Annotated in this window: 13 protein-coding genes and 1 tRNA gene; 6 read left to right on the forward strand and 8 right to left on the reverse strand. The window is 30.8% G+C overall.

Translation table 11 applies throughout. From position 1 onward, the window contains the following. Positions 1-44: 44 nt before the first annotated feature. The 3 genes from pth to B2989_RS02105 all read right to left on the reverse strand — a co-directional run bounded on the left by pth (position 45) and on the right by B2989_RS02105 (position 2,387). Positions 45-680, reverse strand: coding sequence for an aminoacyl-tRNA hydrolase (pth, locus tag B2989_RS02095; protein ID WP_145005822.1), 636 nt, complete (start codon positions 678-680; stop codon positions 45-47). A gap of 77 nt (positions 681-757) precedes the next feature. Then, the gene (locus tag B2989_RS02100) at positions 758-1,393 is read right to left on the reverse strand and encodes a 50S ribosomal protein L25/general stress protein Ctc (protein WP_145005825.1); all 636 of its coding nucleotides are present in this window, start codon (positions 1,391-1,393) and stop codon (positions 758-760) included. 52 nt (positions 1,394-1,445) lie between these two features. Further along, positions 1,446-2,387: a ribose-phosphate pyrophosphokinase gene (locus B2989_RS02105; protein ID WP_145005828.1), complete on the reverse strand. Its 942-nt coding sequence runs from the start codon at positions 2,385-2,387 to the stop codon at positions 1,446-1,448. 144 nt (positions 2,388-2,531) lie between these two features. Here B2989_RS02105 and B2989_RS02110 point away from each other — a divergent pair. After that, positions 2,532-2,611, forward strand: a tRNA-Leu gene (locus B2989_RS02110). 95 nt (positions 2,612-2,706) lie between these two features. Here the strand turns inward: B2989_RS02110 and B2989_RS02115 are convergent. After that, positions 2,707-3,717 carry a LacI family DNA-binding transcriptional regulator gene (locus B2989_RS02115; protein ID WP_292943460.1) on the reverse strand — a complete coding sequence of 337 codons (1,011 nt, stop codon included), beginning with the start codon at positions 3,715-3,717 and terminating at the stop codon, positions 2,707-2,709. Between the two features lie 8 nt (positions 3,718-3,725). Then, entirely contained in the window at positions 3,726-4,697 is a 972-nt protein-coding gene (locus B2989_RS02120) for a type I phosphomannose isomerase catalytic subunit (protein WP_292943463.1), read from the reverse strand. Positions 4,698-4,855: 158 nt separating this feature from the next. Here B2989_RS02120 and B2989_RS02125 point away from each other — a divergent pair, with 158 nt between their 5' ends. From B2989_RS02125 to B2989_RS02135, 3 genes are all read left to right on the forward strand, one after another. Beyond that, complete coding sequence (locus B2989_RS02125; RefSeq protein WP_292943465.1) at positions 4,856-5,446, forward strand: HupE/UreJ family protein; 591 nt, start codon at positions 4,856-4,858, stop codon at positions 5,444-5,446. Positions 5,447-5,563: 117 nt separating this feature from the next. Beyond that, a complete protein-coding gene (locus B2989_RS02130; protein WP_028284186.1) occupies positions 5,564-5,995 on the forward strand; it encodes a deoxycytidylate deaminase in 432 nt (143 codons plus the stop codon). Continuing rightward, a complete protein-coding gene (locus B2989_RS02135; protein WP_292943470.1) occupies positions 5,995-7,587 on the forward strand; it encodes a S41 family peptidase in 1,593 nt (530 codons plus the stop codon). Before B2989_RS02130 ends, B2989_RS02135 begins: the two co-directional genes overlap by 1 nt. On the opposite strand, the gene B2989_RS02140 is transcribed toward B2989_RS02135, so the two are convergent. The 3 genes from B2989_RS02140 to B2989_RS02150 are packed head-to-tail and all read right to left on the reverse strand — an operon-like array spanning position 7,584 to position 8,997. Then, positions 7,584-8,189 carry an FAD-dependent oxidoreductase gene (locus B2989_RS02140; RefSeq protein WP_292943473.1) on the reverse strand — a complete coding sequence of 202 codons (606 nt, stop codon included), beginning with the start codon at positions 8,187-8,189 and terminating at the stop codon, positions 7,584-7,586. The genes B2989_RS02135 and B2989_RS02140 overlap by 4 nt on opposite strands. Next, a complete protein-coding gene (locus tag B2989_RS02145) occupies positions 8,189-8,386 on the reverse strand; it encodes a hypothetical protein (protein ID WP_145005845.1) in 198 nt (65 codons plus the stop codon). Before B2989_RS02145 ends, B2989_RS02140 begins: the two co-directional genes overlap by 1 nt. Before the next feature lie 29 nt (positions 8,387-8,415). Next, positions 8,416-8,997, reverse strand: a complete 582-nt coding sequence (locus B2989_RS02150; protein ID WP_145005848.1) for a MarC family protein — start codon at positions 8,995-8,997, stop codon at positions 8,416-8,418. Between the two features lie 154 nt (positions 8,998-9,151). On the opposite strand from B2989_RS02150, the gene B2989_RS02155 reads away from it, so the two are divergent. Further along, positions 9,152-9,721: a DUF3109 family protein gene (locus tag B2989_RS02155; protein ID WP_292943480.1), complete on the forward strand. Its 570-nt coding sequence runs from the start codon at positions 9,152-9,154 to the stop codon at positions 9,719-9,721. Positions 9,722-10,472: 751 nt separating this feature from the next. Continuing rightward, a complete protein-coding gene (locus B2989_RS02160; RefSeq protein ID WP_145005853.1) occupies positions 10,473-11,453 on the forward strand; it encodes a ribonucleotide-diphosphate reductase subunit beta in 981 nt (326 codons plus the stop codon). Positions 11,454-11,590: the final 137 nt, after the last annotated feature.

The raw sequence follows: 11,590 nt of genomic DNA on the forward strand, positions 1-11,590 counted from the left end.
CAATATTTATAAATAAAAAAAGGAAGCTATTTAGCTTCCTTTTTTTATTTTCCATTAAAATTATTCATTGTATTATTGATTCCAGCAGTACCAAAAGATTTTACTATTTCTGCACTTTTTTCATAGCGTTCCGGAAGTTTTTTGTTTTCATCATCTTCCCATTCGCCTAATACATAATCAACCTGTCTTCCTTTGCTAAAAGCATCGCTTATACCAAATCTAAAACGATTATATTTTGAGGTGTTTAATTTTTCTTGAATGTCTTTTAGTCCATTATGTCCTCCATCACTACCTTTGGTTTTAATCCTGAGACTTCCAAAGGGTAGGTTTAAGTCATCTGTAATAACAAGTAAATTATCTAAAGGAATTTTTTCTTTAGTTAACCAATATAATACAGACTTACCACTTAAATTCATATAGGTACTTGGTTTTAGTAAAATAAATGTTCGGCCTTTATATCTAAAGGTTGCAACATCTCCTAATTTTTGAGTTTCAAATGTAATGTCCTCCTTTGTAGCTAAAAAGTCTAATATTTTAAAGCCTATATTATGGCGTGTATTCTCGTACTTTTCACCAATATTACCTAAGCCTACGATTAAAAATTTTTTCATGGGATCTAATTCTTCAATAAAATTTGAGGATTTATTGTTTGTAAACAGTTTAAAAATCCATTTAAGCATAATGTCTGTTTTTGTAAAAATAAAAAAAGCATCCTAAATTAAAAGGATGCTTTTTGGTATTTAATTTTAAAAGAAATTTAATCTTTTACTGCAGCTACATCATCTGTTTCAGTTGCTGGTACATCATCTGCATCTTCATCTTCATCTTCATCGTCTACAGTTACTGCAGCTCTAGAACGTCTTACTAAACACACAACAGTGTTGTCTGGGTGCATAAAAGTGTAAGCTTCGTTTTCTAACTTAGTAATGTATAATTTGTTACCGATTTTAAGATCTTCGATATTTGCATCGATAAAATCAGGTAAGTTTCCTGGTAAAGCCTTAACACGTAAACTACGTTTGTTTTTACGTAAAACACCACCATTTCTTACACCTCTTGGGTTACCAATAAAGTTAAGTGGAATATCCATTGTGATTTCTTTGTCTTCAAATACTTGGTAGAAATCTACGTGTAAAATATTATCTGTTACAGGGTGAAATTGAATGTCTTGTAAAATAGCATTAAAAACTGTTCCACCTTCTAATTCGATTACAACTGTGTGCGCATTTGGTGTGTATACCAATTTAGAGAATGCTAACTCAGCTGCTGAAAAATGAACTGGTTTGTCTCCTCCGTATAGTACGCAAGGAACCTGACCAGCATTACGTAAGGCTTTTGTTGCTTTCTTGCCCACGCTTTCTCTTTGAGATCCGTTGATTGTAATTGACTTCATTTTATTATTTATGTTTAATTATTAAATACGTTGTTGATGTAGTTATACGTTACTACATTAAAAATTTTGAGCTAATTGATTTATTGTAATGTACATTTTGCATGACTTCGGCAAATAAATCAGCACAGCTTAAAACTTTTATTTTTTTACTTTCTTGCTTTAATGGGATAGAGTCTGTAACGATTAATTCTTCTAATTTAGAGTTCTCTATTCTTTCGTAAGCATTACCTGATAATATTGGATGTGTACAAATAGCTCTTACACTTAATGCACCACGTTCCATCATTAAATCCGCTGCTTTTGTAAGTGTGCCAGCAGTATCTACCATGTCATCTACCAATACTACATTTTTACCAGTAACATCTCCAATTAATTCCATGTGTGAAATTACATTGGCTTTAGCACGTTGCTTGTAGCAAATAACCACATCACTTTGTAATGCTTTTGAATAAGCATAAGCACGTTTTGATCCTCCCATATCTGGAGAAGCAATAGTTAAATTGTCTAGCTTTAAATCTTTTAAATAAGGTAAAAAGATGGTTGAAGCAAACAAATGATCTACAGGTTTTTCAAAAAATCCTTGTATTTGGTCAGCATGCAAATCCATAGTAATAATTCTAGTAGCTCCTGCTGCTTCCAACATTTTTGCTACTAATTTAGCAGCAATAGGTACTCTAGGTTTGTCTTTACGGTCTTGTCTTGCCCAACCAAAGTAAGGTAATACAGCTGTAATGTGTCTTGCAGACGCACGTTTTGCTGCATCAATCATTAACAACATTTCCATTAAGTTTTCTGAGCTTGGATTTGTTGATCCAATGATGAAAATACGAGTTCCTCTGATAGATTCTTCATATGATGGTTGAAACTCACCATCACTATAAGTTGATGTTATTACTTTGCCTAAATCTGATCCGTAAGCATGAGCGATTTTCTCTGCTAACGCTTTACTTTGCGTAATGGAAAATATTTTAGCTTCTGGCTTTGTGTTTGGCATTGTTAATCTGTTGTTTGGTAGGTTTTTAGGCTACATGATTTTTAATGAGGTGCAAATTTAGTATAATTTTTGAGCTTTAAAAGATATTAGACGCTATTTTTACGGGATATTTCTAAAATATATTTATTTTTGTCATCTCAAATTGCTCAAGTGGCGGAATTGGTAGACGCGTCGGATTCAAAATCCGATTCTTCGGAGTGTGGGTTCGATTCCCACCTTGAGTACGTTTAAAGCCTTTATAATACTAAAAAATAGTTTTATAAAGGCTTTTTTTATTGGTTGTAATTAGCTAGTTGTTAGCCTGTTGTTTTGTTTAGTCTTATTTTGAAGAGTCTCTAAATACAATATCAGTTTCTATAGTTTCAATGGTTGTATTTGTTATTTTCTTTTCTAGTTTATTGATTAAAAGTGTGGCTGCTCTTTCGCCAATAATTTCTCCATGTTGACTTATTGTACTTAATCTAGGATTGGAGTGTCTTGCTAAAATTCCGTTAGAAAACGCTAAAACAGATAATTCTGTAGGTATTTTAATGCCTTTTTCATGGGCTATTTTCATTGCAGCAATTGCTACGGACTCGTCAGAAGCAATAAAAGCATCAAAAGTATGATCAAATAATGGTTTTACGACAGCTTCATGTTTTTTGTAATATATTTCATGAGTTGTTATTATAATGTCGTCGTCTTTTTCTAAATTATTATTTTTTAAACCAGCTAAATAGCCTTCATATCTTAGTTTTCCTATACTTAAGTCCATATTTGCGCCAGCAAAAGCTATTTTTTTACAGCCTTTATTTTTTAAGTAATTTACAGCGTTTACAGATGCCATAAAGTCGTTAGTGATTACTTTGTCACAATCTATGTCTTCAACAACGCGATCAAACATGACTAAAGGGATTTCTTTAGCAATACAAGATTTAAAATGATCAAAAGATGCTTCGGTTTCCGTTTCTTCAGCTACAGATAAGATAAAACCATCTACAACACCTGTGGATAGCATTTCTATCGTTTCAATTTCTTTGTTAAGTGAGTCATTGGATATACAAGTAATTATTTTGTAACCTTTTTTTGTAGCTGTTTTTTCTATTCCTTTTAATACTTGTGCAAAGTAATAGTTAAGCATGTTTGGAATGATAATCCCAATGGTTTTAGTGCGTTGATTTTTTAAGCTTAAGGCATTAAAGTTTGGTGTGTAATTTTTTTCTTTAGCGTAAGCTTTTATGTCTTCTGAAGTAGATTTACTAATCTCTGGGCTATCATTTAAAGCTTTTGAAACTGTCGAAATTGAAACACTAAAATGATTAGCTATATCTTTTAAAGTAATTTTTTTCATAGTAATTGTTATAAATAAACTTCTAGTAACTCACAAGACGTTGAAGATAAAGAAATGTTTTTAATACTAGCAGGAAGTAATACTGTTTCACCTTTTTTTAAGGTAAAAACATCCTTTTTCCACTCAATTTCTACGTTTCCTTCAACACATATATATATTATAAACGAATCTATATTGCTGTAATTTTTATTTAGTGTACCATCAATTTTAATAAAATTGCTTTTAAAGTAAGGTGAATGAACTAAATCATTAGATTGGTTAGTCGTTTTGTTATAGTTTGTTTTATAGCTCTCTTGTACTGAAAAATCTATAACGTCCTTTGCAAGTTGTGTATGTAATTCTCTTTTTTTACCAGTAGTGCTATCTGTTCTGTCATAATCGTAAATCCTATATGTGATATCAGAGGTCTGTTGTATTTCGGCTAATAACACACCTGCTCCAATTGCATGTACACGACCTGTTGGGACATAAAAAGTATCTCCTTTACTTACAATCTCATGGTTCATTACGTCTAATATCTTACCATCCTTTAAATATTGTTCATATTGTTCTGGAGATAAGTTTTCTTTAAATCCAATGATTAATTCAGCCTCTTTTTCGGCTTGCATAACATACCACATTTCGTTTTTTCCAAAAGAATTGTGTCGTGATTTAGCTACTTCGTTACTTGGATGAACTTGTATTGATAAAGGCGTTTTTGCATCAATAAGTTTAATTAACAAAGGAAAGTTGTTTCCAAATGTAGTATAAACGGTTTCGCCTAAAAAATCGCCTTTATATCTTTGGATTAATTGTTTTAATGTTAACCCTTGAAGTGGACCTTCTAGTACAATCGTTTCGTCATTATTAACGTCAGATACTTCCCAGGACTCACCTATCATGTTTTTGGAATAGTTTTTACCAAGCTCAGTTTTTAGTTTTTCGCCTCCCCAAATTCTGTATTTATAAAGCGGTTGAAATTTTAAAGGATATAATTCCATAGGTATAAAAGGTGGTGTTTAGAGTTCAAATTTACCAAACTATCGCTATATTTTATAGTTTTTTACTAAACTCTTTTTTTTAATCTGTATCGTGCTTATAATTTGGCTAGCGTTTTTGTTTTTATGTATATTTACCACAACCCTAAAACCTAATTTATATGTTCCAAGAATTTTGGATAAATGTACAGTATGGTATTAACCATGTATTAGATATCAACGCTTATGACCATGTTTTATTTTTAATTGTTTTGGCAGTGCCATATCTTTTTAAAGATTGGAAACGTGTATTGTGGCTAGTTACAATGTTTACTGTTGGTCACACAATCTCTTTGATTTTAGCTAGTTACGGAAAAGTAAAAATAGATGGTAATTTAATTGAATTTTTGATTCCTGTTACTATATTAATTGTAGCTGTTTATAATGTCTTTACAGCAGGTAAGATTGCTAAAAGCCAAAAAATTGGACTTTTGTTTGTGTCTACCTTGTTTTTTGGTTTAGTACATGGTTTTGGTTTTGCTAGAGAGTTTAGGATGAGTTTAGATCAAGGCGATAGTAAGTTATTGCGACTTGTAGAATTTGCATTAGGTATAGAGATTGCTCAAATTATAATTGTTTTTGTAGTCTTGTTTTTAAGTTACATTTTTCAAACTGTATTTAGATTTTCTAAGCGTGATTGGGTTATGGTAATCTCTGCAATTGTTGTTGGATTAGTAATTCCTATGTTGTTAAACAGTCCGTTTTTAGGTTAAGTATCATTAAAATTTTCATAAACTTCATATTTAAAATTGTGATTAAAATATGAAGCGAGTATCTTCGTTTATATCTAAGCGCATCATTTTATGCGTTATAATTTCTATTACCTAATTATGTCAGACTTAAAACAACTCAAATACGATAAAGCTTATTTAAGAATAGCTACAGAATGGGGTAAGTTATCCTATTGCAAGCGTAAACAAGTAGGAGCTGTTATAGTTAAAGATAGAATGATTATTTCAGACGGTTATAATGGTACACCAAGTGGGTTTGAAAATTTTTGCGAGGACGAAGAGGGTTACACAAAATGGTATGTTTTACATGCAGAAGCTAATGCAATTTTAAAAGTAGCGTCTTCTACACAATCTTGTAAAGGTGCAACATTGTACATTACAATGTCACCATGTAAAGATTGTAGTAAGCTAATACATCAAGCTGGCATAATACGTGTAGTGTATAATCAAGGATACAAAGATAATTCAGGCTTAAAATTTTTAGAAAAAGCTGGAATAGATATCCAATTAATCGAACAATTAGAAGACTAATGTCCAAATCCAAAACATATTTTCCTTTAATTATAGGTGTTGCAATTGCAGCAGGAATCTTTATTGGTGGAAAATTAAATTTTGGGGATTCATCAGACAGGTTATTTACATCTAATAGTAAAAAGGATAAACTTAATAGGTTAATAGATTATATTGATTATGAGTATGTTGAAGATGTAAATACCGACAGTATTGTAGATGTTACCGTTAATGGAATTTTGGGAAATCTAGATCCTCATTCAGTTTATATTCCAAAAGAAAATATGCAAAAAGTTGCCGAAAACATGAAAGGTAACTTTGTAGGTATTGGTATTAATTTTTACACATTTAAAGATACCATAACAGTTATTAAAACTATTGAAAATGGTCCAAGCGCAAGAGTAGGTATTGTTGGAGGAGATAGGATTATATCTGCAAATGGCGAGTCGCTTTTAGGTGGTGGTTATGATAATGATACCTTGATTGATAAGCTAAAAGGTGAACGCTACACACAGTTGCTTTTAGAAGTTTTTAGAAAAGGAGAGCCTAAGCTGTTAACTTTTAATGTGACCAGAGATGAGGTGTCAATTAAAAGCGTAGATGCAGCATATATGTTAACAGATAAGTTGGGTTATATTAAAATTAACCGATTTGCAGAAAGTACTTTTACAGAATTTAAAAAAGCATTACTAAATTTAAAGAAGCAAGGAGCGACCAGTTTAGCTTTAGATTTAAGAGGTAATCCAGGTGGTTTTTTAGAAGTAGCTGTAAATATTGTTGACGAGTTTTTGGAAGATGATAAGTTAATAGTCTACACTAAAAATAAAAAAGGAAAAGAAGATAGGAGCTATGCAACTAAGCGAGGTGACTTTGAAAAAGGACAGGTGTATGTAATGATAGATGAAAGCTCTGCTTCTGCCTCAGAGATTATTGCAGGTGCTTTGCAGGATAATGATAAAGGGACTATTGTAGGTAGACGTTCTTATGGTAAAGGATTGGTGCAACGCGAAATGAAATTAGGAGACGGAAGTGCGGTAAGACTAACAGTGTCTAAATATTATACACCAACTGGTCGATCTATACAACGATCTTACGACAATGGTAGCCGAGATTATTATGACGATTATTCTGATCGCCTAAACAGTGGAGAGCTTTTAGACGAAAGTAAAATTGAAGTAGCAGACTCCTTGAAGTATACAACACCAAAGGGAAACATTGTTTATGGTGGAGGAGGAATAATACCTGATGTTTTTGTTCCGTATGACACTAAAATGCTAAACGAAACCTTGACTTTTTTAGAAAAAAGAGGATTATTAAATAATTTTATTTTTGAAGAGCTAGAAAAAGAACGTAACGTTTATAAAAACATGTCTAGGCAAGACTTTTTTAATAACTTTAAAATTACGGACGAAGTTGTAAAATCTTTCGAAGATTTTTTAAAAATAAAAACACGCTCTAACATCGTATTTGTAGCTTATAAGGAAGAGGTTAAACATTATTTAAAAGCCACTCTAGCAGAACAGTTATATGGTTTTGGTGCTTACTTTAAAATATTAAACAAGCATGATATAATGATTGATAAAGTTATTGACTTATCTAATAGTGCAAATTAAATTTTATCGTGCACCTTAGTATGTTTGCCATTATTCCATAAAGTTAAAATATCGGTTCCTACATGTGCTCCACTTCCGGAAGCAATAGCAAACTGACTTCTCCAACCAGCCAAAGTTCCAGCAACATAAAGGTTGTGTTTTATTAAATGGTCTGTGTTTTCTAGCCAAATCCTATCTTTTTCAATCGCAGCTTTTGGATGAGGTTTAACGTAGTTTTCTAATCCAGATATGGTTAATAAATTAGTGTAGCCAACAGCAATAACAACGCGTTTTGTTGTGTAAGTTTTTTTGTTTGTAACAATGCTATAGCCAGATTCTGTTTCAATAACTTGTTCTGCCTTTTCCTTGTCAATCTGTATAACTTCAGGATATAATTGCGTTAATTGTAATATGCCTTCTTCAAGTAAGTCCTTTCCTAAAGTGCCTGGTTTAAGTCCTAAAACATTATTAAATAATGCATTTTGTAAATGCGAATTTTTTTGATGCGTAATTAATGCAACTTTTTTTCCTTCAGCAAAAGGTTTTTTAAGTCCAGAACCTAAAATTAATGCGCAAGATAATCCTGCAGCTCCAGCACCAATTATTATAGTATCAAAATCCATTAGCTTTTGCTTTTAACTTCTATTTTTTTAGAAATACGTAAAATATGTACTAAGCAAATAGCACATAATGAGGCTAGTATGGTGATTATTGCAACAATGCTTTTTCCTTCAAATAATGCAGAAAAATTAAGGTTTGTAGCATTATATATTATTAAAACAACAGATATTATAGTTGTGATGTATGTAAATAGTTTCATTAAAATAAATTTTTATAAAAATACAACAATTAGGTTAAAAGTACTTTGATATTGTCGGTAAACAGTTTGACAGCAATTGCTAATAAGATGACTCCAAAAACTTTTCTAATAATGCTAATTCCGTTTTGACCAATAAGGCGTTCAATGCGTTTAGATGTTTTTAAAACAATGTAAATTACAATCACGTTTAAAATTACAGCTATAATTATATTTTTAATATCATACTCAGCACGTAAAGACAGTAATGTAGTTAAACTACCTGGTCCAGCAATTAGCGGGAAAGCTAACGGAAACACAGATGCAGTTAAAGGGTTAGTGTCTTCTTCTTTGTATAGGGTTATTCCTAAAATCATTTCTAAAGCAATAAAAAATAATATAAATGATCCTGCTACCGCAAATGAGCTGACATTAATACCAATAAGATTTAATATGCTTTTTCCTAAAAATAAAAATGAGATTAATATAATTCCAGCTATAATTGACGCTTTTTCACTTTGTATATGACCAACTTTTTTACGCAAATCAATAATTATTGGAATGTTACCTACAATATCAATTACTGCAAAAAGCACCATAAATACAGTAAATATTTCTTTAAAATTTATTGGCATAACGTATAATTTTAATTATTTAATTTTTTTGCAAAAGTAGTCTTAATTCATTGAATTTTAGTGCTAAACAATGAATAAGTTACTAGTTTTAAAATTATAGCGCTTACTTTATTTAGATGCTTTATATTTGTAAAAAAATAAGTTAAGTTATTTTATGTTTCAATTAGGTAAAACTATAGTGTCTGAGGCTATAATAGAAAAGGATTTTATGTGTAATCTTTCTGCATGTAAAGGCGCATGTTGTATTGATGGAGATGCTGGTGCACCTTTATCTAAAGAAGAAGCTCAAATATTAAAAGACATTTACCCAAAAGTAAAACCGTATTTACGTAAAGAAGGTATTGCTGCAATTGAAGCTCAGGGCACGTCTATTGTTACCGATTTTGGAGATATAGAAACCCCTTTAATTAATGGTGCAGATTGTGCTTATGTTATTTTTGATAAGAAAAAAACTGCGCTTTGTGGTATTGAGGAAGCCTATAATCAAGGCGATGTAGATTGGAAAAAACCAGTCTCTTGTCATTTGTATCCAATAAGAGTTAAGGATTATACCGAGTTTTCTGCTGTTAACTATGATAAATGGGATATTTGTGATGATGCTTGTACCTTAGGTAAAGAATTACAAGTGCCAGTTTATAAATTTGTTAAAGAAGCACTTATTAGAAAATTTGGAGAAGATTGGTATACAGAACTTGAAAAAGTTGCCGAAAAAATGTCTAAATAATTCGGCTCTGCCAATAGTTTTAAGTCAACTATAAAAATCATACTTTAATTCTCTTAAAGAAAAGTATAAAAAGCTTTACTATTTAAGGCTAAAATCTCATCTCTTTTTAACTTAATTTAAAAGGGAAAAGTGAGATGATTTTGTAATGCTCCATTCAAATAAAAACAATTTTTTTTTAACACTATTTATATCAAATTTTGATACTAATTGACGTTTGTTATAAAATACGTTTTGTGTATTTTTAGTAGCAACGTTTTTGTGGTATTAATTGTAATATTTTACAAAATAATAATAATCTCAGTTTCATTTTTTTTATGCCATTTACGTATTTTATTTTTAATAATGCAAACAAAACAAAACTTTTAGGTTTCGTTGTATGTCGCTGATAAATAAGATGCTACAAAAGTATTTTTTGTTAAAGGTTACATAGTGACTAGAGTGTTAGTCAGTTAGAAGTGTAGTATGTATTTTAAATTTGATGAAAAAAAAATGACTATTAAATTACAACTTATTTTTGTTTGTTTAGGTGTTTTAAGCGTTTAATTTCAATGTTAAAAAAATATTAAAATGTTAAAAAATCCGAAACATCAACAACAGCCACTTGTAGACCTACATTTCAACAATCGATGTTAAAAACTTTGAAAACATTTAGCTTAAACAAGCTTTTTAAATCATAGATTATTTCCAATCTTTGTTAGTCCCAAGTCAAAGCAAATAATCGCATATTATAATCACAGAAAAACATAGTACAATGTCGCAAGAAGTAGAGCCAATTTTAGCAGAAAATAAAGATAGATTCGTAATTTTTCCTATTCAACACCATGATTTATGGGAGTGGTATAAAAAATCTATGGCTAGTATTTGGACAGCAGAAGAGATTGATTTACACCAAGACATTTCAGATTGGAAAGAAAAATTAAATGACGACGAGCGTTACTTTATCAAACATGTTCTAGCATTTTTTGCTGCTAGCGATGGTATTGTTAACGAAAATTTAGCTGAAAACTTTGTAAACGAAGTACAGTATAGTGAGGCAAAATTCTTTTATGGTTTCCAAATTATGATGGAAAACATACACAGTGAAACGTATTCATTATTAATTGATACTTATGTTAAAGATGAAACTGAAAAAAATGGCTTGTTTAATGCTATTGAAACGTTTCCAGCTATTAAGAAAAAAGCAGATTGGGCACTAAAATGGATAGAATCTCCTAGCTTTGCTGAACGTTTAATTGCGTTTGCAGCAGTAGAAGGGATTTTCTTCTCAGGTTCATTTTGTGCTATATTTTGGTTGAAAAAACGTGGTATTATGCCAGGTTTAACGTTTTCTAACGAGTTGATTTCTCGTGATGAAGGAATGCACTGTGATTTTGCAGTACACCTTCATGAAAACCACTTAGTCAATAAAGTGCCAAAAGAACGTATTAAAGAAATCATAGTAGATGCCTTAAACATTGAAAGAGAATTTATAACAGAATCTCTTCCAGTAAGTTTAATTGGTATGAATGCTAATTTAATGACTCAGTATCTTGAGTTTGTAACCGATAGTTTATTAGATGACTTAGGTTGCGATAAGGTTTATAATACCGCTAATCCATTTGACTTTATGGAAATGATATCACTACAAGGTAAAACTAACTTTTTTGAAAAAAGAGTTGGTGATTACCAAAAGGCTGGTGTTATGAACAAAGAAGTTGATGAGGATAAATACAATATGGATTTCGACTTTTAATACCGAAATCTAATCGTAGATAATTTTTATTGGATTATTTAGTTGTTATAGCATTGCATGCAACGCTTAACAAACTTTTTATACCCAACCCAAAAAAAATAATTAATACTTAAATAACTAACCTATTGAAAAACAGG

Origin of the sequence: Olleya sp. UBA1516 (assembly GCF_002323495.1) — a bacterium.
GTDB lineage: Bacteria > Bacteroidota > Bacteroidia > Flavobacteriales > Flavobacteriaceae > Olleya.

Excerpts from the sequence above, each read along its gene's own strand:
- B2989_RS02115 (WP_292943460.1), bottom strand. The coding sequence starts at position 3,717 with ATGAAAAAAATTACTTTAAAAGATATAGCTAATCATTTTAGTGTTTCA.
- B2989_RS02150 (WP_145005848.1), bottom strand. The coding sequence starts at position 8,997 with ATGCCAATAAATTTTAAAGAAATATTTACTGTATTTATGGTGCTTTTT.
- pth (WP_145005822.1), bottom strand. The coding sequence starts at position 680 with ATGCTTAAATGGATTTTTAAACTGTTTACAAACAATAAATCCTCAAAT.
- B2989_RS02155 (WP_292943480.1), top strand. The coding sequence starts at position 9,152 with ATGTTTCAATTAGGTAAAACTATAGTGTCTGAGGCTATAATAGAAAAG.
- B2989_RS02100 (WP_145005825.1), bottom strand. The coding sequence starts at position 1,393 with ATGAAGTCAATTACAATCAACGGATCTCAAAGAGAAAGCGTGGGCAAG.
- B2989_RS02120 (WP_292943463.1), bottom strand. The coding sequence starts at position 4,697 with ATGGAATTATATCCTTTAAAATTTCAACCGCTTTATAAATACAGAATT.
- B2989_RS02105 (WP_145005828.1), bottom strand. The coding sequence starts at position 2,387 with ATGCCAAACACAAAGCCAGAAGCTAAAATATTTTCCATTACGCAAAGT.
- B2989_RS02160 (WP_145005853.1), top strand. The coding sequence starts at position 10,473 with ATGTCGCAAGAAGTAGAGCCAATTTTAGCAGAAAATAAAGATAGATTC.
- B2989_RS02145 (WP_145005845.1), bottom strand. The coding sequence starts at position 8,386 with ATGAAACTATTTACATACATCACAACTATAATATCTGTTGTTTTAATA.
- B2989_RS02125 (WP_292943465.1), top strand. The coding sequence starts at position 4,856 with ATGTTCCAAGAATTTTGGATAAATGTACAGTATGGTATTAACCATGTA.
- B2989_RS02140 (WP_292943473.1), bottom strand. The coding sequence starts at position 8,189 with ATGGATTTTGATACTATAATAATTGGTGCTGGAGCTGCAGGATTATCT.
- B2989_RS02135 (WP_292943470.1), top strand. The coding sequence starts at position 5,995 with ATGTCCAAATCCAAAACATATTTTCCTTTAATTATAGGTGTTGCAATT.
- B2989_RS02130 (WP_028284186.1), top strand. The coding sequence starts at position 5,564 with ATGTCAGACTTAAAACAACTCAAATACGATAAAGCTTATTTAAGAATA.